We start from the raw sequence: 20,893 nt of genomic DNA on the forward strand, positions 1-20,893 counted from the left end.
TAATGACAGAATAATCAAATAATAATATTATGTAAACTTAAGGAGTGCAAGAATATTTTTAAAATATAATTTAAATTATGTTAGTAAAATGTTAAAATGTATACTTATATAATGTTTGTTATAGATGGATAGGAAAAATTAGGGGAAGTCCTTTTTTGTACTATCAGAAAGTATAAAGTTTGATGGATGATAGTATAAGAAAAACCAAGGCTTTCGCCATTTTGACTTGCACTCATAGAGTATAAGTCATCTGAACAGCAAAATACGCTTGCTAAGTAATGCTATAGCGACAAGCAAAGTTTTTCTAAATATTCAATAGAAACAAACAAGTCTTCTTTTGAGGTGATGTTGTGAGTAATTCAGTTGAACAATGGTCCTCCAAAATCTCGTTTGTGCTTGCTGCTGCAGGTTCTGCGATAGGTCTTGGTGCGATATGGAAATTTCCATATGTTGCAGGAACGAGTGGAGGCGGTGTTTTCTTTCTAATCTTTATTTTATTTACCTTGTTAGTCGGGTTGCCGCTATTACTTGGTGAATTTATAATTGGGAGAAGTACAAAAAGTGATGCAATTTCAGCATATAAACAAATTGCACCAAATTCTTCTTGGCATTTAATTGGAAGACTAGGTGTAATTACTTGCTTTATATTATTATCTTTTTACAGTGTAGTCGGGGGATGGATCCTCATCTATTTAGTTAAAGCTGTAACAGGTAATTTAAGCGGGTTAACTGAGCAAGAGTATGGAGAATTATTTGGAGCAAGTATTTCAGATCCTGTTTTGACGGTTTTTGCCCAGTTAATTTTTCTTCTAATTACCAGCTTTGTCGTGTCAAAAGGTATATCGAATGGAATTGAAAAAGCTAGTAAAATTATGATGCCTGCACTTTTTATTTTATTTATTTTCCTTATTATCAGATCCGTCACATTAGATGGTGCAATGGAAGGCATTATCTTTTTCTTAAAGCCAGATTTTGCGAAGGTGACTTCTGAAACAGTTTTATATGCGATGGGTCAATCTTTCTTTGCGTTAAGTGTCGGAGTTTCTGTTATGGTCACCTATAGCTCTTATTTATCCAAAAACGAGAATCTTCCGCAATCTGCTGTTTCAATAGTAGGGTTAAATTTATTGGTAGCTTTACTAGCTGGGCTGGCAATTTTTCCAGCGGTATTTTCTTTTGGATTAGCACCAGATGCGGGTCCTGTTTTATTATTTAATGTTCTTCCAACCGTTTTTAATCAAATGCCATTTGGAAGTATCTTTTTGGTTGCCTTTTTATTACTATTCTTATTCGCAACATTAACATCTGCGTTTTCAATGCTTGAAATTATTGTTGCCCCAATTTCCAAAGGTAATAATAAGAAAAGAAAGCTGTTTTCATGGATTGTAGGTATATGTATCTTTGCGGTAGGAATTCCATCAGCATTATCTTATGGAGTCCTTTCAGATACCACCATATTTGGAAAGTCTATTTTTGATGCAGCTGATTTCCTAGTAAGTAATATGTTAATGCCATTAGGTGCACTATTAATCGCGATTTTTGTTCCGTTAAAAGTTTCAAAAAAGGACTTGCTTCATGAGCTTAAGCAGGGCTCGACTATTGGTAGAAAAGTGTTTATGTGTTGGTATCTACTATTAAAGTATGTTTCACCAATTGTTATTATTGTTGTATTTTTAGATGCTATAGGCATTATTTAATTTGAACGAAAAGGGTAACTCAAGCTAAGAATTTATCTTGAGTTACCCTTTTTCATATTTTCCTGTTCCTTATTAAAATGGTTTCCATCTTACTTGCTGTGCCACATGAAAACGTCTTTCGACTTCTTTCCAATTGACAACATTCCACCAATTATCTACGTATTTCTTTCGATCATTTTTATATTGAAGGTAATAAGCATGCTCCCATACATCTAACGGGAGAAGCGGGATGACATCCCATTGACCTAAGTTTTGGTGTTTTTCAGCTTGCAGGATTTCTAAGCGTTGTGCTCTAGGAGACCAAACTAAAATAGCCCATCCAACTGCCTCTACATTTTTGGCTGCTTCCGAAAAATGTTGTTTAAATTGTTCGAAGCTGCCAAATGATTGATTGATTTCCCGCATTAACATCCCAGCAGGCTTTCCACCACCATTAGGTGTCATAACGGACCAAAAGATTGTGTGTAAGTAGTGACCAGCACCATGAAAGGCTGCTTCTCGTTGCCAATGTTTTATCAAATCATAATTTCCTGTTTTCCGTGCTTTTTGCATTTCTTTTTCTGCTTTATTTAATCCATCTACATAACTTTGATGATGTTTATCATGATGTAAACGCATAATCTCCTGATGAATATATGGTTCTAATGCATCGTAATTGTATGGTAATGGCGGAAGGGTGTGACCTCCTATAGGAACAGGTTTCGTTTGATTTTGGATTCGATCTTGTTCCTGTGGTTCCTCGCGATGGTCTTCAAAATACGACTCGAATGTTGTAAATAATTCATCCGCACGTCGATAAACATCTTTAGGATCCAGATCCGAAGTTTCATTTAGTTCCAGTTGTAATTGGAAAAGGTCATTTTTCCATGACTCTAAAATTGTGACATCATAATTTCGTGCTAATTCAGGAAACGATTTTTCGTAACTTTTTAAAATATCATCACACCATTTTTTCATAGATGTAATGTATTGTTCTGACATGTTAAATCCCTCCTAGACATCAGTCCTAGACAATATATGCATAAAGAATGAAAGGGTTGATGATTTTCTTTGTTTAATAAATCTCCTCTTATTGTGTAGATTTTATAAAGACCTAACCTAAGCCTAATTATAGGCATCAAACAGAACTTGAATTTATTTTTTCCCTATAGTGGGCCATGGCTAGCAAAGGGAAAATATAATTGTAGCTATGATAATGAATATAAAATTGTCCAGGTAGTCCAATGCCGGTTGGATATGATAATGCAGCTTGTGAAAATGATGCAGGGTCAAGTAAATGAGCGATTCCTTTGTGTACAGAATGATGTTTATATGCATGACTTTGAATCAAGGCATCTAGAGCCCAAGAGGTTTGTGACGGTGTACTATATGGAAGTGGAGTATATTTCTTTCTTTCACTACTAATGCAAGATTCTCCCCACCCGCCATTATCGAGCTGAACTGACTCCAACCAATGAATAGCTTTTTGTATAGTTGGTGAATTCGGAGATACACCTACAGAGATCAACCCGGTCACTGCTGCCCATGTGCCGTAAATATAGCAAACACCCCAACGGCCATACCAAGAACCATTTTCTTCTTGATTATTCTCCAACCATTGGATGGCCGATTTAATACTTGGATGATGTTTCGTGAGCCCGGCATAGTTACCTAAAAACTCAAGTGTTCTACCAGTTAAGTCAGGTGTAGAAGGATCAATAGCAGCATCCTTAGCATTTTCTAAGGGGATTAAGGTAAGAAGCTCTAAGTCAGTGTTTTTTTCAAAAGCACCCCAACCGCCATCAGCATTTTGCATCGAGAGGAGGTAGGTTACTCCTCTATACCAAGCATCACGGACCATTTTATTTTTACTAGCTGTGCGAGTGATTGCACGTAGTGCTGCGGAGGTATCGTCATTATCTGGATTCATCGAATTATTATGTGAAAACCCCCATCCGCCTGGAGGAATATTCGGATTATGAATTTTCCAATCTCCTTTTTTAGTATGCTGTTTAGATAGTAGATAAGATGTGGCCAGATGAATCGTATCTTCTTGTTCAGAGACATTCGCTTCTTGTAAAGCGTAACTAAGTAAGGCTGTGTCCCATACAGCAGATGTAGAGTTTTCTAGGTGAATACCATTACAAGTTGTGGAAATTAATTGTTTTAAACCATTAATAGCATTTAATATTGTGGGAGAAGTTTTGCTATACCCTAGAGAAAGGAGGGCAAAAATCATAAAAAAAGTAGCACTTGCATAGCTGTATAAAGTACCATCATTCTCGATCCTTTTTAACATATACCTTTCAGCTTTTTGATAGCCTAAGCGGTGTAAATATTCTGGTAGTGTTAATAGTTTTTTCATTTCGTTCATAAACATTGAATAAGAGCGAGAATCATTATAGAAGTGATGAGAAGAAGGTTGTTTGAACAAGTGGTTGATCATTGGCGTATAAGCGGATTTTATAGTGAATTTTTTATTTGCTGCAATCATCATAGGGATAAAGTGAATTCTAGCATAACTGCTAAATTGGTAGAAGTTAAAAGGGAATGATTTCGGGATAAGTAAAAATGTCATCGGTACATAAAATAGTGTAGGCCATGGATAAAGTCCGTTTACGGCAAGCATCCATTTTGTCATAAAATGGGCATTGATTAACCCGCCTTTTTCTAAAATAAAATGTTCAGCTTTTTTTAATGCAGGATGATCTTGTGTTAAAAACCCCGAGAACAATAAAGCACTGTAAGCTTGAATGGTTACTGATAGATGACCCTCCTTTTCATCAGGATAGGTTTTCCATGTTCCTTCATCCGTTTGGGTTGAAAGCAACCTTTCCGTCAACTCCTTGATTAGATCTTCTTCATTTTTTATTTCCAGAGCTCTGAGCGTGATAATCATAAAGGCATCAGTCATTAATCCACCTTTAAAACAAAATCTCCAGGATCCATCTCTTTTTTGTGTGTTTTTTATTTTTTCAAGTATAGAAAAAATGAATTGATCAATCTGGTTGTTCGTCAACATTTTTATTCTTCACCTCATCATAGGCTATGCTGAGAATAGTTTGTATATGTTTGCTAAAGGTGAAGATGAATCGTAATGTAAATAGTATATAGGCAAACCTATACTACTTTTAAAATATCATGTTGAATTTATCTTAGAAAACGAATAAATTTACTTCAAAAAATAGTTCCTCTGCATTGATTGGCATTTTTAAAAGAATTAGATAGAATAGAACATATGAATGTGAAAGGTGGATTTGTTTTGATACATAAAACATGGCAAGATACGAAGGCAATAAAAAAAGTAAAATGCGTCCATACAAACGCAGCAAAATACATGGTTGACCGTGCTTTAACTGCTGGCAAAGAGTATGATGTTCAAAATGAGACAGAAGAATTTTATTTTGTAATCGACAATACTGGTAAAGTTGGCGGTTTCTACAAAGAATATTTTGAAGTTGTGGCTAACTAATCAGAAGAAAGGAATGGAACAACATGTCCATTCCTTTTTATATGTTTATTTTTACGATGAATTTACGACAATTTGACTTCCTTGTTTTTATTATTATAATTGATAATGATAATTAAAGCAGGGAGGAAGCTCTCCATTGAATTCAAAAGCAAAATTAATCCTTCATCCAGTGAGAATGAAAATAGTTCAAACATTAATAGGAAAAAAAGAGTTAAATGTTCAACAGATGCAAGCCAGATTAAAAGAAGTTCCTCAAGCTACTTTATATCGACATCTTAATAAGCTTTTAGAAGCTGAAGTCATACAGGTAGTTAAGGAAAACCAAATTCGCGGAACAGTTGAAAAAATTTACTCTTTAAAAGAACATGAACAATCAAATATAGAAGACGTTCAAAAATTAAGCAGAGACGAGCATTTACATTTATTTTTAACTTTTATGACACATGTGTTAGGTCAGTATGAAGCCTATTTACAACAAGATGAAATTGATTTAGTTGAAGATGGGGTTAGCTTTAGACAAGCTATGATCTATTTAACTGATCAAGAACGTCAAGAATTTTTTACTGAACTTTCACAAGTTTTTATGAAAGTAATAGAAAATGAACCAACAAGTGAGAGAAGGGCCCTCAATATTTCTACTATTATGATTCCTGATCCAAAAAAATAGTTTTATCTCTCAAAAAATTTCACTTATAATAAAATAACATAAGAAATACCTGTACATTTATTTAAGGCCAGTAAGAAGGGAAAATGACATTATGAGTGAACAAACGTATATAATCAGAGATGCAAATTTAGAAGATCTTCAAAAAATTGTTGATATTTATAACACGTCCATACCTGGTAAACTTGCTACAGCAGATTTAGAAGAAGTAACGGTTGAAAGCAGATTAACCTGGTTTCATGAACATAACCCGCATCATAGACCTTTGTGGGTTTTAGAAGAAGACGGTGTTATTGTTGGTTGGTTAAGCTTTCAGTCATTTTATGGGCGACCAGCTTATGATGCAACGGCAGAAGTTAGTATTTATCTTGATCCTTCTGTACATGGAAAAGGGTATGCTCGTGTTTTAATGAATAAAGCTATTTCTGAATGTCCAAAGCTAGAAATTAAAACATTACTAGCATTTGTTTTTGGACATAATGCACCAAGTATAAAACTTTTTGAACACTATCAATTTGAGAGATGGGCACATCTTCCGAAAATAGCGAATATGGATGGCGTGGAAAGGGATTTGGTTATTTTAGGTAGAAGAGTTGTCGAATAAGGATTCTAAGGGGAAAATTAGTTTAGAGAAAAGGAAATATGTTAAAAAGGATACAAGTGTTCATTTTGTATCCTTTTTTACTATTAGAAAGGAATTCACCATTTACTTGGTTAGGTAAATATATACGAATAGTTAAGCAGTTAAAACAAATACTTCATATAGTATAGAAAATGTTAAAGTAAAGAGAAGGTGGATTCATGCGATACGTTTTATTGACTCATAATGATCTAGATGGAGTGAGTTGCGGGATTCTTGCAAAGCTGGCATTTGGTGCACATGTAGATGTACATTATCATTCAGTGAATAGCCTTGATTATCATGTAGAACACATGATGAAAGAGCAAAATGAATCAAAGGAAACAAGTAAAATATACATAACCGATTTATCTGTTAATAAAGAAAATGAAGCGAGACTAAAAAAATTTGTTCTTAGCGGCGGGCTTGTTCAATTAATCGATCACCATAAAACAGCATTGCATTTTAATGAATACGATTGGGGCTATGTTAAGGTAGAAGATTCTGAAGGTATGCTGGCTTCTGCAACATCATTATTTTACCATCACCTTGATGAACATAACTTACTTGAAAAACGACCTGCTATAAGTGAATACGTTGAATTGGTCAGACAATATGATACGTGGGAATGGGAAAGAAAGAAAAACATAAAAGCTAAGCGTTTAAATGATCTTTTCTTTTTGCAATCGATTGATGAGTTTGAACAAAGTATGATAACAAGACTTTCTAACCAAGACCATTTTTCTTTTGATGAGTTTGAAGAAAAATTGTTAGATATTGAAGAGAGGAAAACAGAACGTTATATAAAAAGGAAAAAGAGAGAATTAGTACAAGCTTTTATAGGTGACAAATGTATGGGGATTGTTCATGCAGAATCATATCATTCTGAATTAGGGAATGAATTAGGAAAGGAACACCCTCATCTTGATTGTATTTCCATCATAAATATGGGAAATAAAAAAATTGGGTTTCGAACGATTCATGACGAAATTGATGTATCTGAAATTGCTTCAAAATATGGTGGAGGGGGTCATGCTAAAGCAGCAGGTTGCTCATTAACTCAAGATGCGTATAAAGAGTTTATTGAAAAACCGTTCCCATTAAAACCTTTAAAAATAGATAGTCCTCATAATAAAATGAATATCAAACAGCATTGTTCATTATATGAAAACTATGAGAAAGATCAATATTTATTATATAAGGATAAAGAAGACATTTGGAAAGTGGAAAAAAATCATCAACAGCTATCAAATCACTTTACTTCTTATGAAGATGCAGAAAGATTTATAAAAAGATCATTCTCTGTGTTCCTTTCAAAGGACGAAAAACTTCTTCATTATTTAATCGACTCCTATGATCAAGAAAAAATCGAAAAAAGATAAAAAGCAAAGCGATTTTTCGCTTTGCTTCTTTACACTATTGATGATAGTAAAGAAAACTAAGGCTTTCACCAAAAAGGCATTGAGATAAGCCAGTTTTTCAGAAATAAGAATTGTTATGAGGCACTCGATTCCAATTGAGTTACTTCTGAGCAATGAACCAAGATGATTTCATCTAAAACCGAGCCCAACTTTTTAAGTTCATAATAGCCGCTTGCATAAGAATAAAAAATCTCATATTGCTCATTGTTATAGATGACAATGTTCAAAAATAATCACCCAATTCCTTTCATAACTATGTATTCTCTTTTTTACCCCAATTGATGAAGTGTAAAACTAGTCTTTTAGACCTGTTTTAGGTTTGTGTATTTTTTAATCAACGACTATATAGGCAACCATAGGCACACTATGACCTTCATGTGAGTGGGTGTCACAAATTAGGCGGTATGTTCCTTCTTCTTTAAAGTGTAGAGGTATCACAGTTTCTTCTCCCTTTTTAACAGTGCCTTTAATATTTGTTCCTTCAATATAAAAAGGATGTTCATCCCCATTTACGCCAAAAAGCTCTAATGTTACGTCTTGATTCTTTGGAATGACGATGGTACCAGGATCCCAGCGATAAGCCTCTATTTTTTTTCCATCAGCAGTTGTCGTTGCAAATTCTGCAGTAATCATATTGAATGTCATGTCCTTATTTGATGCTTGACTACTTTGAAACGTTGGAGCTGCTTCGTTTGTAAAAAAGTATAGGCTCCCCATTAAAATGGCAGCCACGACAAAAAACAGCCACTTTTTCCGAATAAATACGAACCTCATGATTTCTCCCCCTTAAAGCATGTCTACAATATTTATATGATGGGAAAGCAGGAAACTTGTCTAAATTTTTCTTTATTTTTTAATTTCCAATAATTGTTGGACTTTTTATGTAATTTTCTCTTTTAATTTATTTTTTTCTATGGTATATTAGTTGAGCGATGAGCTGAATTGTGTAAGTCGAATAACATGCCGAAAGGCTAAATGCACGATGTGGCGTGCAGTTTTCGCCTCAATACGCAAGACGTCTTTTATAGACGTCTTTTTATTTTGCTATTTTTTAGGGTAACTTGAAACATTCTACCGTCTATCATAAGCTAAAACTAGCAAGCATTTAAGAAAGAGAGGTAGTTTTGTGAAACAATCTATTTTATTTATTGGAGCTGGCCGAATGGCAGAGGCGATTATAGCTGGCATAAAAGCTAACAGTTATGATCAGGTAAACTCTATTTACGTTGCAAATCAGAAAAATATCGAAAGACTTCAGGAACTGGCAATAAAATATCAAGTTAAACCAATTAATAAGCTAGAAGACATGGTTGAGAAGGTAGACATGATCGTACTAGCAATGCCACCCTCAGAACATGAGGAGGTATTGAGGAAGCTAAAGCCTATTATTACCTCACAGTTTGTTGTAACTGTTGCAGCAGGAATTAGTCCTTCATACATGGAGAATTTACTACCAAAAGGTACGGCTGTAGGCTGGATAATGCCGAATACTGCTGCAATGGTCGGACATTCGATTTCGTTATATACATATGGAACATCAGTAAGTGAACATAATTACTTACAAATGGAGTTATTGGTCAAATCTATTGGAACCTCGCAGTACTGTACAGAAGAAGAAATTCACGATTTAACAGCAGTAACAGGCAGTGCACCTGCTTTTCTTTATCTATTTGTTGAATCTTTAATTGAGCAAACAGAAAAATATGGTGTTTCAAAGGATACTGCTGAAAAGTTGGTCAAAGAAATGGTGATTGGTTCTGCAGAAATGCTTAAAGGAAATATGTCTCCAAAGGAGTTAAGGGAGCAGGTAACAACACCAGGAGGAGCTACAGAGGCAGGCCTAAATGTATTAAGAAACAGAAAGTTTCATGAGAGCCTTCAAGAGGCTATTATTGCAACGAATAAGAAAGCAAAAGGTAAGATATAAAAAGCAAAAATCCCATGTTAATCATGGGATTTTTTTTTGAAATGTTGTTGATAATGAAATTATTCCTTTTTCTTGCTTACTGCAGAAAAGTTTTCCAAAACAGGTAATGTACGCTCGTCTTCAACCATTGCGTGTCCACACAATGGACAGTCCGGATTTTCGTTTGATTTAAAATTATCCCTCATCCAACCATTACATTCATTTGAATCACAAGTCCATATTTTTAAGTTAACCTCTGGTGGCTTTTCGACTTGTTGTTGAAATCTCATATCAACACATCCTTCAGTAAGGAGATTTAGTACTACATACATTATACACATATTTTCAAACAATATGTATAACTGTTAACTAATTCCTTTAAAATGCGAAAGAAATGTCTGACAAGCTTTACAAATTATAAAGCTTGCTCAGACTATTGAGTTTTTATTCAACTTCTTTTAGTTCTGAAACGTTTACCTGTGTTCTTTCCTCAAGTGGCCCTCTTAGATGACATGTTACCATCTCTTGGTCCTCTAGCAATTCGTCAATCCAAACAGAAGCACCATTGTACATGACTTTTATGTCCGCAGAAGATGATAGAATCTGCTTTACACGATTAATATCCAACTCAAAAACCTCCTAAAATTAATCATTTTATTTTTGTCTGGATTCATTGTTTTTATACAAATGAAGGAAAATATGATCATTCATTCCAACATTTTTTATCATGGACATTTTTAGAGAACACAGAAGATGGACTGACTTATTTTTTGAGAAAAGGGCTGATCTTTTTTAATGTCATTGAACGCCAGATCCATTCTACTGGACCTTGGTGAAAATACGACAACCAATATTTGCTTACAACCAATTGGAAAAGAAAAAAGACAATGGTTATGATAAGACCTTCAGTTAAACTGATATTGTTATATAGATTAAACATCCTAAAGAAGCTGATTAGGAAAATAGACTGAAAAAGATAATTTGATAAGGACATCCTCCCAACAAAACTTAGCGGGTACAATGCTTTCTTTACAAATGGATGATCAAAGAAAACATAAATACTTGTTACATACAAAATAGCCAAGACAACACCACTTGCACTTGTCATACTATATAGGATGTTTGGCCAAAAAATTAGTGCCAGCACATTTAAAATTAAAAAACCAATACTCATATATAAACTGATTCTCCACCATAATGAAACTCTTTTTATATTTGAAGGATTCCTTTCATATATTTTTTCCTTGCCAATATATAAACCTAATAAAAACCATGCAAGTACTGGTACAAAAACGAAAGGATATTGATACAGAGTAGGAATTATTTCAATCTTCAATCTATACCAAACCCAATCAAAATAAGAGGATTCTTTATAAATTGAAACGTAGGTGGAAAGCATACTGGAATAATCATTCGATTCTAGTAGTGAATTAGTTGAAATAAGTGTATTCAAGCTTATAAATAAATGATAGACCGTTAACAATGCAGCTACCCAACATAAAATCCATTTACTTGGAACTTTATAAAATAACACTAAGATTATACTTGTTGCAGCATAAACATGAAGAATATCTCCATACCAAAAAAAGATCAGGTGTATCATGCCGATAAAGAAAAGGATGATCATTCTTTTAATAAATAAGATCATATTAAATTCTTTATGTAAAAATAGGTAAAAGCCTAAACCGAATAGAAAAGCAAAAATTGGATAGAACTTCATTTGGATAAATAACTGATAAAAAAGATGGATAATGTGATCAATGCCTTCAAAATGAGGGCTAATTCCGTACATGGTTTCAAAAAACACTGGAGAATAAAAGCTTTTCATATTAACCAAGAGGATACCAAATAGAGCAAATCCTCGGATTATATCGATGAGTAATATTCGATTTTGAGCCTTCATATTCTTTCCTTTCTATCTAAATATGGCATAAAAAATAACCCTTCAACAGAACATAATGATTAAGATATAAGTAAAGGTGGTATCCAAATACCATGGATATGGATCTAATATGGAAAAGTGTTGTGATCTTTGTAGGTGGTACGATCCTTCTTAGAATTGCTGGTCGGAAGTCAATTTCCCAAATGACTCTTTCACAGGTTGTGATTATGGTTGGGATCGGATCACTGCTGGTGCAACCACTTGTAGGTAAAAATGTATGGTCTACATTAGTGGTGGGACTTACTCTTGTTTTAACCTTAGTAATAGGTGAGTATAGTCAGATTAAATCTGATAAGCTAGAAAAGTTCATTTCGGGAAAAGCAAAAGTACTGATAAAAGATGGCAAATTACAAACAGACCAATTGAAAAAACTACGCTTTTCTGTTGACCTTCTAGAAATGAAACTAAGGCAATCGAGTGTAAGTAGTTTGAAAGATGTAAAATATGCAACATTGGAGCCGAATGGACAGATTGGGTTTGAATTAAAGGAGAATAAAAAGCCTGCAACAAAAGAAGATATATCGTCTATTATGCAGGAAATTCAACACCTAAAACAACTTATGGGAATAAATCCAATGAATCAAACCACAAATAACGAACAAACAATGCCTACTTCTTCGGAAACAACCATATTTACTGAGGTTGTTAAAAATAAACATAATCCACAACCCCCCCAAAGATTGCAGTAACATACACAAAGTACTGTATTATTTTATCATGAAAAACCCACCAATTAGAAAACCACTAAATAAAATAAGGGAATTGAAAAAGAGAAATATTACAAAATGTCTTACCATTAAAAATTATATCGAGGGTAGCAAAAGTCTGATGAAATTCAGAAGATAGTACGGGAGATTGGACACTTGTCCTATCTCTTCAAATTTTTTCGAATGGTTTTTTGAAAATTAGCCAAACTAACATGGGAAAAAATAATAAAATTGGAGGAAAACTTCATGTTAAAAAAGCTAATTTTAGCAACTTTCATGTTTTTAATAGCAATGCCTACTGTTACACATGGTCATATCAAAACCTTTAGAGAACCGCCATTCGAGTTTTATAAAGTGTCAAAAGGCGATACTTTCTGGTACATAGGAAAACGATATGGAGTAGACTATCGAAAATTAATGGAATTAAACCCATCAGTTGAGCCAAGAAATATGCATATAGGGGAAGTTATTCGCCTGAAACCTTCTGCTAAGAGTGTCAGTTCCTTTCAGCAACAAGTTGTTCAATTAGTAAATCAAGAGCGTGCAAAAGCTGGCTTACGACCATTAACACATCGTGCAGATGTGAAAAATGTTGCACAGAAAAAAGCAGAGGACATGATTAATTCGAATTACTTTTCACACACTAGTCCTAATTATGGTTCTCCATTTGACATGTTAAAAACTTTTGGAATTAGCTATTCTTATGCAGGTGAAAATATCGCAAAAGGCCAAAAAACGCCACAAGAAGTCATGAATGCTTGGATGAATTCTTCAGGTCACCGCGCAAATATCTTAAAACCTGAGTTTGATGCTATTGGGGTTGGTTTTTACCATGGAGCATGGGTGCAAATGTTTATTAAAGGCAGATAAATATATAGTTAAAAATCCTCCTTCTCTCGAAGGAGGATTTTTTCCGTCAAATAGGAAGCTGCTCCTCAGTAGATGAGGTTTGCTTGTGTCGATTTATGGAAGTTTTTGTCTAATCGAAAATAAATTTAAATAATCGAAGATAAATCTGAAAAAATCGACAATATATTCTCATAATCGAAGATATTTCAAAAAAATCGAAGATAAATCCCAAACAAAATGAAGAGAACAGTCACGTCTCATCAGTGACTGTTCAAAACATTATCTTATTTAAATACATCTCGACCATCGGCACCTACAGAGTCGTCTGTATTAGTTCGAGAATTAATTTCTTCATCATTTTTATAGATCCCGTGTGATGGTTGTTTTGATCCAAGATATTTTGCCTTATGTTTTGCTTCAGATTTAATGAACTCATCAAAGTTTTCGTTTACCATAAGTTTCACTCCATTTCATTTCAAAAGATCTCTTTTATATTGTCCAATTAAGTCATTTTCATAAGAAAAGAGCAAGCGCACTAATAAGCCTAGAGCAAATTATTAGGAGGTGTTCTATGCTCTAATTCCAAATTACTAGACCCTTGAGGCAGTGCAGTCTAAAATCGAGACGTCAATCTCCACGACTGCACTTTTACATCCTTTTCGATTTAAGGATAGGCAGTAGATCAAGACAGAAAAAGAGCATCGCTACATGCGATGCTCCCAGCCATTTATATTTAATTAAAATCTTCCAGTTCCGCCACCTAATTGTTGCTCAGCAAATGATACTAAGCGTTTAGTAATTTCACCACCAACAGATCCATTTGCACGAGATGTAGTTTCAGCACCAAGGTTTACACCGAATTCATTTGCGATTTCGTATTTCATTTGGTCGATCGCTTGAGAAGCACCAGGTACTACTAATTGATTTGAATTATTGTTACGGTTGCTTGCCATAATAAATCCATCTCCTTCTCTAAATGTATTGTTTGGTGGGTTAGGGTGGATTTGCACCATCCATTAACCATCTAGGTTAACCCTTTAATAAAGTTATTGATTTATAATTGTTTTATCTTTTATTGATATTTAATATTGCTCGATACAAATTATTTATTCAATGAAAGATAAAGAAAGTTTTTCCATCAGAAAATGGGTAATAGGTTAAGGTTGAGGAATACTAGTAAACGAAATTATATAAGGAGGGACTTATTGTGCCTACCGTGGAATTAGAAAATGGAAAAATACTTGCTTATGATGATATTGGAGAAGGGATGCCCGTTCTGTTCATTCATCCACCTGGAATGGGAAGACATGTGTTTTATTATCAACGAAAACTCGGACATAAAATGAGAGTTTTACTACCCGATTTATCAGGCCACGGTGATAGCTCTCGAATTGACGCGAATACCGTTTCAGTGAAAAACTATGGAGAAGAGCTGATTTCCCTGTTAGATAAATTAGAAATCGATCGTGCAATTATATGTGGATATTCGGCAGGGGGAATGATTGCACAATATATGAGTATCCATTACCAAAATCGAATAAATGGACTGATTTTGTTCGGTGGGTATCCAACCGTATTGGATCCATTATTTAAAATGGAGCATAAAGCGGGAATGTTCATAGTCGAACGTCAACGTAAATTCCTTAGTAGAATATTAGCTATAAGCCATACAAAAGAACCGAAGTTAAGAAAATTGCTCTTTGAACATATGGGAAAAGCACAAATTGATGTGTGGTCCAGATATTATTTTGAGGTAATGAATGATAACTTAATCAATGAACTGAAAAATATCTCAGTACCGGTATTAATAATAGACGGTTCAAAATCTGATTTAACAAATAAATATCATTCTTATTATAAAAAAAGATTAAAACAACTTCGCGTTGTGGTGATTAAGAAAACCAATCATCAGGTGCCCACAAAAAGATGGGAGATTGCCAACAAAGAGATTGAATTATTTTACGAAAAAATAAAATTTAATGCAGGAAAAGAAGAATAATTGCTTAATTATATAAGTTAGTGCTTCTTTACTTTTAAAAAAATTGTCTTCCTTGCAGGAAAGCGCTAACAAATTGTTCTGATAAAATGGACCAGGATAAACTGGCATACATAGAAAACTGTAGGAAGAATGAGGAGAGAGATTGATGAAGGTTGTAAAAGAATTATTTGGAGAACTTAAGGGTGAAAACGTCTACTCTTTCACATTAGAAAATAGTAGCGGTATGAAAGTATCATGTATTACGCTTGGGTGTATTATTACGGACATTAATGTGCCTGATAAGGACGGGAAATTGGAGAATGTAGTACTTGGATTCGATAATATTGAGAGCTATATACAAGATTCTCCATATTTCGGTGCTGTTTGTGGACGTGTGGCAGGAAGAATTAGTAACGGAAGGTTTGAATTAGACGGTCAAACATATGAGCTGCCAAAAAATGATCAAAACAATCATTTACATGGTGGCCCAGAGGCCTTTGATCAAAAGCTTTGGGATGCAAAAGAAATCAAGGAGAATGGCGTAATTGGTGTAGAATTTTTATATATAAGCAAAGATGGTGAAAACGGCTATCCAGGAAATTTATCTGTAAAAATTACCTATACATTAAATGAGCAAAATGAGCTTATGATCTCTTATTCTGCAACAACTGATAAGAAGACCTTGGTTAATTTAACGAACCATAGTTATTTCAACTTAAGCGGGAATATAAAAGATGATATCCTGTCACATAAATTACAAGTGAAAAGTAACAAAATTCTTGAATTAAATGACCATGTCGTACCAACTGGTGAATTCTTAGATGTAGCGAACACACCTTTTGATTTTAGAGAGGAAAAAAAGATCGAAGAGGCTATATCTTCTAACCATGAACAAATTAAACTTGTTGGACAAGGTATAGATCATCCATTCCTTTTAAATGACCATCATAATGGAGAAATCACGTTAATGGATGAAAAAAGTGGACGGAAACTTATTGTGGAAACAGATCAACAAAGTGTTGTCATCTACACAAGTAATATGATGGAAGATACGTTTGACATAAGAGGGATAAAAGCAAGAAAATACTTAGGGGTTTGCTTGGAAACTCAAGGTCTTCCTGATTCCATTAATCATCCCCAATTTTCACCTTGTATTTTAAAGGCGGGAGAAGAGTACAATACGTCAACGATATATAAATTCACTGTTTCTGAATAAAGAAATAAACCCCACTCAAAATTTGGTGGGGTTTTACCTAATCTCCATATGGATATGGAACATGGATGCTGTCAACTGTACCTGGCTCATCCTGTATGGTGTTTATTGATTCCATATATTCTTCAAACTCTTCTCTTATTTCTATAGGAGCACCTTCTTTTAAATGCCAATTACCAGGTTCATCCACGAAAAAAGTACTTTTCATAAATTTAGGTTTTTTGATAGGCATATGATCCCTCCAGATTTCTTGTTATCTGTAGTTTTACCTAATCTAGAGAGATGACTCATCCTTATAAAAAATGAATCAATTTTGTTTTACTTACTTAAAGTTGTTTCTTTTTCCTTTTTTTCAGGCGACTGATCTTTTTCTCTCATCAAACTTGATTTATTGAAAAATTGTGCAAAATAACCTGTAATTTGCCGGTAGTTTTCTTCAATTTTCTCAACAACATAACTGATTCTTTCAAAAATAGTCGCTTTTAAGCTATCCAATTCCCTCGATGTTTTTAAATTGATGGCCTCTTGGTGATCGAGACGTTCTAAAATAGTTTTATGAAAAGATTCTTGAATTTCAATTGTAGATAAAATTTGATCGTTAATTTCCTTTTGGCTAACTAATTGCTCACTTACGTTTGAATGCTGTTCTCTAAATTGATCAATTCTTTGTGCAAGCTGATTTATGGCTGTATCTTGAAGTGTAAGCTGGTCAATAATCGCCTGATTTACTAAACCTTCTTCTTCATATTTTTTAATGATTTCCTGATTAAATGAATCAATAGCTGCAAATTTTTTGAGAAACATTTCGTAAGCTTCTTCCTGTTTATTAATATTTTCAAGCAATGGAATTGTTCGTTTTTCTTGATCTACAAGTTGTTTTGTTAATTGATGATAATGTTGTTGTTGTTCATGCTTTGTTTCATGAAGTAATGTATTTAAATTTGTTGAAGCATTTTTGAGTTCACCGTTCATGTTCTGTTGATTTTGAATAAATTCCTGTAAGTAATTCCTTCGAAACACCTCTTGATTTGATGTTGCTCTAACCTGCTTTGGCTGTTTGTATAGAAGAGGATTTTGTTGATTTTTTATATAAACCAAAAAACTCACTCCTTTCACTCTTCATTTGAAATGATGTTAATATCATATGTGATAGCCCTGATATTTGATCAGTTTTTTTATTGAAAATTTGAAGAGTTTGCAAAAAGAAGGACATACTACAAAGGAATTTACGTAAAGGTGGTATGAGAAATGAGTATGGAATGGTTTGATCGTGTTAGTAGTGAGCTGCAAGAGCATTTGGAATCGATTTGTGAAAAATACGACCAAGAAGGGCAAATGTCAATCGATCGTGGTGCAAAGCATCCTAGGATTGAATTTTTTGTTGAAACAGAGGATGATGACCGGGAGTATTTTTGTACTTTGTTCTTCGATCCTTATAATGAAGAATTTTATATCGAAACATTTGATTTGGAATACGAGCAAACCTCAAGAACAATTCTAACCGACATTGAAGATATTATTGAAGCAGTTCATGAAAGCTTCCATATGTACATAAACGATGAAGAATTTGAGGACGATGAGTTTGAAAATGAAGATTATGATGAAGCGTACGACGTAGAGGAAGGAAATATTCTAGAAGAAATTGATGTTGAATGGGAAACACCAGAGGTAACGGCGTTTATGTATGATGATGAAGTAGAAGTCACATATCAATTTGGAATTGTTCAAGAAACAGGAGATGGGGTATTACGACGTGTGAATCGCATTAAAACAGAAAATGATGATATGATAAAAGATGAAACGAATTTTATTTTTAGTAAGGAAGAAGCCAGTACCATTATTGCGATGATTGCAAGTCATATGGATTCATTATCTGAATTTGATTTACAATGAAACCAACACATATATAGAAGATGTTTTAAATGAAATCATTCATTTTTAGCATCTTTTTTTGTTATTTAAGGAAAATAATCGTTTCAGATAGTGAATTTTGGTATGCTTGCAATATTAAAAAATATAATCAGTACATATAGTATATGTAGGAAATTTTACTGCGGTATCGAACTAGTAGTAGATGGGTATGAAAGGCGGGGTTAAATGGATTCTTTTGAAGAAAGTAAAAAATTAGAACAAGATAGAATCAATAATATTTTACATAAAATGAAAAATGATCTAGACATATTAAGTGAGCAAACCTCTTCTGTTAAGACAGATATTGTCTCAATTCGTAAAAACTTTTGGGAAGATGTGACGGTAAATCTTGATGATGCTGTCGAAGCTGGTGAAACAGCAACAAGCATCAAACAACAAGCAGAGTTTTTATCTGAACGAGAACATCGCCACAAGCATCTATATCGGGATCTGAAAAACCTTCAAAAGTTAATAGATACTCCATATTTTGCGAGGATTGATTTTATTGAAGAAGGTGAACAGGTAGTAGAGAGCATCTATCTTGGAATTGCTTCTTATATTGATCGAGAATCAGATGAATTCCTTATTTATGATTGGAGGGCACCAATTTCCAGCCTCTACTATGATTATTCGTTAGGGAAGGCAGAGTTTAAAGCTCCAGGTGGTGTCATTAAAGGTGAACTTACCTTAAAAAGACAATTTATTATTAAAAATGCTGTGATTGAAGGCATGTTTGACACAGGTATTACAATAGGAGATGAATTATTACAAGAAGTATTAGGAAATCAATCTAATACACAAATGAAAAGTATAGTAGCAACTATTCAACAGGAACAAAATCTAGTGATTCGTAATGAAAAAGGAAAACTATTAATTGTCCAAGGCGCTGCTGGGAGCGGAAAAACATCTGCAGCTCTTCAACGTGTAGCATATCTGCTGTATAAATATCGAGAAACCTTAGAGGCCGAAGAAATCCTTTTATTTTCACCAAATCTTATGTTTAATAGTTATATTCGGAATGTATTGCCAGAGCTTGGTGAAGAAAATATGCAACAGACCACCTTCCAACAGTACCTTCAGCATTCTTTAGGAAAAGAGTATGAGGTAGAGGATCCGTTTACACAAATGGAATACATGCTTACAGCTAAAGGTGAAAAGGAATATGAATTAAGACGACAGTCAGCAATGTATAAATCTTCTTTTCAATATATGAAATTAATTAATCTATATCTTGAGTTTTTAAGTAGTGAAGGATTAATTTTTCATGATATTAAGTTTAAAGGGGAAAAGTTATTTTCTGCAGACCAATTGACATCCTATTTTTATTCCCTAAGCAAAACCATTTCTATACCAAATCGCTTAAAGCTTTTGACAGATTGGCTTCTTAGTGAACTAAAAGCTGTCGAGAAAAAGGAAAGAAACAAGGCCTGGGTAGATGAGGAAATTCAATATTTAAGTAAAGAAGAATACCAATTTTATTATGAAAAGCTCAGCAAACAAAAACGATTTACACAAGATACATTTGATGATTATGAGAGAGAGCAGGAAATGCTTAGAAAATACGTTGTCAAACGTCATTTAAGCCCTATTAGAAAGCTAATCAAAACTCATATGTTTTTAAACATAAAAAAAATGTATGAGCAATTTTTTGAGCTTGACCCGAATGTATTACTTGGTAAAGATAGCTTAAACCTCCCAATGAATATGTGGAAACAGATTTGTTCTTTTACGTTAGGGAAGCTCAATGAAGATCGTCTTCTGTATGAAGATGCAACACCTTTTTTATATTTCAGAGAAAAAATACTCGGCTTCCAAGTGAATACAAGGGTAAAGTATGTGTTTATTGATGAGGCACAGGATTATTCAGCTTTCCAATTTGCCTTTATTAACCATCTTTTCCCAAATGCAAGATTTACTATATTAGGGGATATGAATCAAGCTATATTTGCCCATAACTCCCAATCAGGAATAGATGCTTTATCAGAGCTTTTTCCTAATGAACGAAGTGAGACCATTATCCTTAATAAGAGCTATCGTTCAACAAAACCGATTATAGAATTTACACGTGAGCTTTTAGTTGGCGGAAATAAAATTATCCCATTTAATAGAAATGGAAAGAAGCCTGTCGTAATAGAAAAAAATAATCAAGAAGAATTGGTTAAAGAAATTATTGAAAATGCTCCATTCTATAAAGATTACCAGACAGTTGCGATCATTTGCCAATCAGCAAAAGAAGCCGAAGAAGCTTATAAGCAATTAAAACCACAACTGGAGGTCCAACTTGTAGATAAACGCAGTAATGAATACCATGAAGGGATTGTCATTATCCCTGCTTATTTAGCTAAAGGTATTGAGTTTGATGAGGTGATCATTTTTAATGGTTCTAACGATGTGTATGGGGGAGAAGAGGTTAGAAATCTTTTTTATACTGCTTGTACAAGAGCTATGCATGAATTGGTTATCTATTCCATTGGTACAGTCACTTCATTTATAGAAAATGTTCCAGGTCATCTCTTTACAAAGGAGATGAAGTGA

Annotated in this window: 23 protein-coding genes; 12 read left to right on the forward strand and 11 right to left on the reverse strand. The window is 33.8% G+C overall.

Annotated elements, in window-relative coordinates; all coding sequences use genetic code 11:
• The first annotated feature begins 350 nt into the window (after window positions 1-350).
• Window positions 351-1,697, forward strand: coding sequence for a sodium-dependent transporter (locus tag AC4GZ8_RS01220; protein ID WP_491079977.1), 1,347 nt, complete (start codon window positions 351-353; stop codon window positions 1,695-1,697).
• Between the two features lie 72 nt (window positions 1,698-1,769).
• Here AC4GZ8_RS01220 and AC4GZ8_RS01225 read toward each other — a convergent pair whose 3' ends face one another.
• Window positions 1,770-2,678, reverse strand: a complete 909-nt coding sequence (locus tag AC4GZ8_RS01225) for a superoxide dismutase (protein ID WP_491079978.1) — start codon at window positions 2,676-2,678, stop codon at window positions 1,770-1,772.
• Between the two features lie 136 nt (window positions 2,679-2,814).
• Window positions 2,815-4,698: a squalene--hopene cyclase gene (shc, locus tag AC4GZ8_RS01230; protein WP_491079979.1), complete on the reverse strand. Its 1,884-nt coding sequence runs from the start codon at window positions 4,696-4,698 to the stop codon at window positions 2,815-2,817.
• A gap of 240 nt (window positions 4,699-4,938) precedes the next feature.
• Here shc and AC4GZ8_RS01235 point away from each other — a divergent pair, with 240 nt between their 5' ends.
• From AC4GZ8_RS01235 to AC4GZ8_RS01250, 4 genes are all read left to right on the forward strand, one after another.
• Window positions 4,939-5,148 (forward strand): DUF6501 family protein, encoded by a 210-nt coding sequence (locus tag AC4GZ8_RS01235; protein WP_491079980.1) that lies wholly within the window; start codon window positions 4,939-4,941, stop codon window positions 5,146-5,148.
• Between the two features lie 136 nt (window positions 5,149-5,284).
• Window positions 5,285-5,815, forward strand: a complete 531-nt coding sequence (locus AC4GZ8_RS01240) for a helix-turn-helix domain-containing protein (protein ID WP_491079981.1) — start codon at window positions 5,285-5,287, stop codon at window positions 5,813-5,815.
• A gap of 91 nt (window positions 5,816-5,906) precedes the next feature.
• A complete protein-coding gene (locus tag AC4GZ8_RS01245) occupies window positions 5,907-6,416 on the forward strand; it encodes a GNAT family N-acetyltransferase (protein ID WP_491079982.1) in 510 nt (169 codons plus the stop codon).
• 197 nt (window positions 6,417-6,613) lie between these two features.
• Window positions 6,614-7,813: a DHH family phosphoesterase gene (locus AC4GZ8_RS01250; protein WP_491079983.1), complete on the forward strand. Its 1,200-nt coding sequence runs from the start codon at window positions 6,614-6,616 to the stop codon at window positions 7,811-7,813.
• Window positions 7,814-7,926: 113 nt separating this feature from the next.
• On the opposite strand, the gene AC4GZ8_RS01255 is transcribed toward AC4GZ8_RS01250, so the two are convergent.
• The gene (locus AC4GZ8_RS01255) at window positions 7,927-8,079 is read right to left on the reverse strand and encodes a hypothetical protein (protein WP_491079984.1); all 153 of its coding nucleotides are present in this window, start codon (window positions 8,077-8,079) and stop codon (window positions 7,927-7,929) included.
• A 103-nt stretch (window positions 8,080-8,182) separates the two neighbouring features.
• On the reverse strand, window positions 8,183-8,626 hold the full coding sequence (locus AC4GZ8_RS01260) for a cupredoxin domain-containing protein (RefSeq protein ID WP_491079985.1): 444 nt from the start codon (window positions 8,624-8,626) through the stop codon (window positions 8,183-8,185).
• Window positions 8,627-8,978: 352 nt separating this feature from the next.
• On the opposite strand from AC4GZ8_RS01260, the gene proC reads away from it, so the two are divergent.
• The gene (gene proC, locus AC4GZ8_RS01265) at window positions 8,979-9,779 is read left to right on the forward strand and encodes a pyrroline-5-carboxylate reductase (RefSeq protein WP_491079986.1); all 801 of its coding nucleotides are present in this window, start codon (window positions 8,979-8,981) and stop codon (window positions 9,777-9,779) included.
• A 59-nt stretch (window positions 9,780-9,838) separates the two neighbouring features.
• Here proC and AC4GZ8_RS01270 read toward each other — a convergent pair whose 3' ends face one another.
• The 3 genes from AC4GZ8_RS01270 to AC4GZ8_RS01280 form a co-directional block, all read right to left on the reverse strand.
• Window positions 9,839-10,048: a cold-inducible protein YdjO-related protein gene (locus tag AC4GZ8_RS01270; RefSeq protein ID WP_491079987.1), complete on the reverse strand. Its 210-nt coding sequence runs from the start codon at window positions 10,046-10,048 to the stop codon at window positions 9,839-9,841.
• Between the two features lie 154 nt (window positions 10,049-10,202).
• Window positions 10,203-10,385 (reverse strand): small, acid-soluble spore protein, H family, encoded by a 183-nt coding sequence (locus tag AC4GZ8_RS01275; RefSeq protein ID WP_491079988.1) that lies wholly within the window; start codon window positions 10,383-10,385, stop codon window positions 10,203-10,205.
• Window positions 10,386-10,521: 136 nt separating this feature from the next.
• On the reverse strand, window positions 10,522-11,661 hold the full coding sequence (locus AC4GZ8_RS01280; protein ID WP_491079989.1) for a DUF418 domain-containing protein: 1,140 nt from the start codon (window positions 11,659-11,661) through the stop codon (window positions 10,522-10,524).
• A gap of 92 nt (window positions 11,662-11,753) precedes the next feature.
• Here AC4GZ8_RS01280 and AC4GZ8_RS01285 point away from each other — a divergent pair, with 92 nt between their 5' ends.
• The gene (locus AC4GZ8_RS01285; RefSeq protein ID WP_491079990.1) at window positions 11,754-12,389 is read left to right on the forward strand and encodes a DUF421 domain-containing protein; all 636 of its coding nucleotides are present in this window, start codon (window positions 11,754-11,756) and stop codon (window positions 12,387-12,389) included.
• A 264-nt stretch (window positions 12,390-12,653) separates the two neighbouring features.
• Entirely contained in the window at window positions 12,654-13,277 is a 624-nt protein-coding gene (locus AC4GZ8_RS01290) for a CAP domain-containing protein (protein ID WP_491079991.1), read from the forward strand.
• 263 nt (window positions 13,278-13,540) lie between these two features.
• Here AC4GZ8_RS01290 and AC4GZ8_RS01295 read toward each other — a convergent pair whose 3' ends face one another.
• Together AC4GZ8_RS01295 and AC4GZ8_RS01300 are read right to left on the reverse strand one after the other, a co-directional pair.
• Window positions 13,541-13,711, reverse strand: coding sequence for a hypothetical protein (locus AC4GZ8_RS01295; RefSeq protein ID WP_491079992.1), 171 nt, complete (start codon window positions 13,709-13,711; stop codon window positions 13,541-13,543).
• 282 nt (window positions 13,712-13,993) lie between these two features.
• Complete coding sequence (locus AC4GZ8_RS01300; protein ID WP_491080400.1) at window positions 13,994-14,209, reverse strand: alpha/beta-type small acid-soluble spore protein; 216 nt, start codon at window positions 14,207-14,209, stop codon at window positions 13,994-13,996.
• Window positions 14,210-14,463: 254 nt separating this feature from the next.
• Here AC4GZ8_RS01300 and AC4GZ8_RS01305 point away from each other — a divergent pair, with 254 nt between their 5' ends.
• A complete protein-coding gene (locus tag AC4GZ8_RS01305; protein WP_491079993.1) occupies window positions 14,464-15,255 on the forward strand; it encodes an alpha/beta fold hydrolase in 792 nt (263 codons plus the stop codon).
• Window positions 15,256-15,400: 145 nt separating this feature from the next.
• Entirely contained in the window at window positions 15,401-16,450 is a 1,050-nt protein-coding gene (locus AC4GZ8_RS01310; protein ID WP_491079994.1) for an aldose epimerase family protein, read from the forward strand.
• 37 nt (window positions 16,451-16,487) lie between these two features.
• Here the strand turns inward: AC4GZ8_RS01310 and AC4GZ8_RS01315 are convergent, their stop codons facing one another.
• Together AC4GZ8_RS01315 and AC4GZ8_RS01320 are read right to left on the reverse strand one after the other, a co-directional pair.
• The gene (locus AC4GZ8_RS01315) at window positions 16,488-16,679 is read right to left on the reverse strand and encodes a hypothetical protein (protein ID WP_491079995.1); all 192 of its coding nucleotides are present in this window, start codon (window positions 16,677-16,679) and stop codon (window positions 16,488-16,490) included.
• 86 nt (window positions 16,680-16,765) lie between these two features.
• Complete coding sequence (locus tag AC4GZ8_RS01320) at window positions 16,766-17,545, reverse strand: hypothetical protein (RefSeq protein WP_491079996.1); 780 nt, start codon at window positions 17,543-17,545, stop codon at window positions 16,766-16,768.
• Window positions 17,546-17,695: 150 nt separating this feature from the next.
• Between AC4GZ8_RS01320 and AC4GZ8_RS01325 the strand changes: the two genes are divergently transcribed.
• The gene (locus tag AC4GZ8_RS01325; protein WP_491079997.1) at window positions 17,696-18,340 is read left to right on the forward strand and encodes a hypothetical protein; all 645 of its coding nucleotides are present in this window, start codon (window positions 17,696-17,698) and stop codon (window positions 18,338-18,340) included.
• Window positions 18,341-18,544: 204 nt separating this feature from the next.
• On the forward strand, window positions 18,545-20,893 hold the full coding sequence (helD, locus tag AC4GZ8_RS01330; protein WP_491079998.1) for an RNA polymerase recycling motor HelD: 2,349 nt from the start codon (window positions 18,545-18,547) through the stop codon (window positions 20,891-20,893).

Source organism: Metabacillus sp. RB-C-LZQ-3-1, from assembly GCF_058315175.1.

What these genes read in the sequence shown, in the direction of transcription:
- AC4GZ8_RS01225 (WP_491079978.1), bottom strand. Translation starts at nt 2,678, where the DNA reads ATGTCAGAACAATACATTACATCTATGAAAAAATGGTGTGATGATATT.
- shc (WP_491079979.1), bottom strand. Translation starts at nt 4,698, where the DNA reads ATGTTGACGAACAACCAGATTGATCAATTCATTTTTTCTATACTTGAA.
- AC4GZ8_RS01245 (WP_491079982.1), top strand. Translation starts at nt 5,907, where the DNA reads ATGAGTGAACAAACGTATATAATCAGAGATGCAAATTTAGAAGATCTT.
- AC4GZ8_RS01250 (WP_491079983.1), top strand. Translation starts at nt 6,614, where the DNA reads ATGCGATACGTTTTATTGACTCATAATGATCTAGATGGAGTGAGTTGC.
- AC4GZ8_RS01260 (WP_491079985.1), bottom strand. Translation starts at nt 8,626, where the DNA reads ATGAGGTTCGTATTTATTCGGAAAAAGTGGCTGTTTTTTGTCGTGGCT.
- AC4GZ8_RS01270 (WP_491079987.1), bottom strand. Translation starts at nt 10,048, where the DNA reads ATGAGATTTCAACAACAAGTCGAAAAGCCACCAGAGGTTAACTTAAAA.
- AC4GZ8_RS01280 (WP_491079989.1), bottom strand. Translation starts at nt 11,661, where the DNA reads ATGAAGGCTCAAAATCGAATATTACTCATCGATATAATCCGAGGATTT.
- AC4GZ8_RS01285 (WP_491079990.1), top strand. Translation starts at nt 11,754, where the DNA reads ATGGATATGGATCTAATATGGAAAAGTGTTGTGATCTTTGTAGGTGGT.
- AC4GZ8_RS01290 (WP_491079991.1), top strand. Translation starts at nt 12,654, where the DNA reads ATGTTAAAAAAGCTAATTTTAGCAACTTTCATGTTTTTAATAGCAATG.
- AC4GZ8_RS01295 (WP_491079992.1), bottom strand. Translation starts at nt 13,711, where the DNA reads ATGGTAAACGAAAACTTTGATGAGTTCATTAAATCTGAAGCAAAACAT.
- AC4GZ8_RS01300 (WP_491080400.1), bottom strand. Translation starts at nt 14,209, where the DNA reads ATGGCAAGCAACCGTAACAATAATTCAAATCAATTAGTAGTACCTGGT.
- AC4GZ8_RS01310 (WP_491079994.1), top strand. Translation starts at nt 15,401, where the DNA reads ATGAAGGTTGTAAAAGAATTATTTGGAGAACTTAAGGGTGAAAACGTC.
- AC4GZ8_RS01315 (WP_491079995.1), bottom strand. Translation starts at nt 16,679, where the DNA reads ATGCCTATCAAAAAACCTAAATTTATGAAAAGTACTTTTTTCGTGGAT.
- AC4GZ8_RS01325 (WP_491079997.1), top strand. Translation starts at nt 17,696, where the DNA reads ATGAGTATGGAATGGTTTGATCGTGTTAGTAGTGAGCTGCAAGAGCAT.
- helD (WP_491079998.1), top strand. Translation starts at nt 18,545, where the DNA reads ATGGATTCTTTTGAAGAAAGTAAAAAATTAGAACAAGATAGAATCAAT.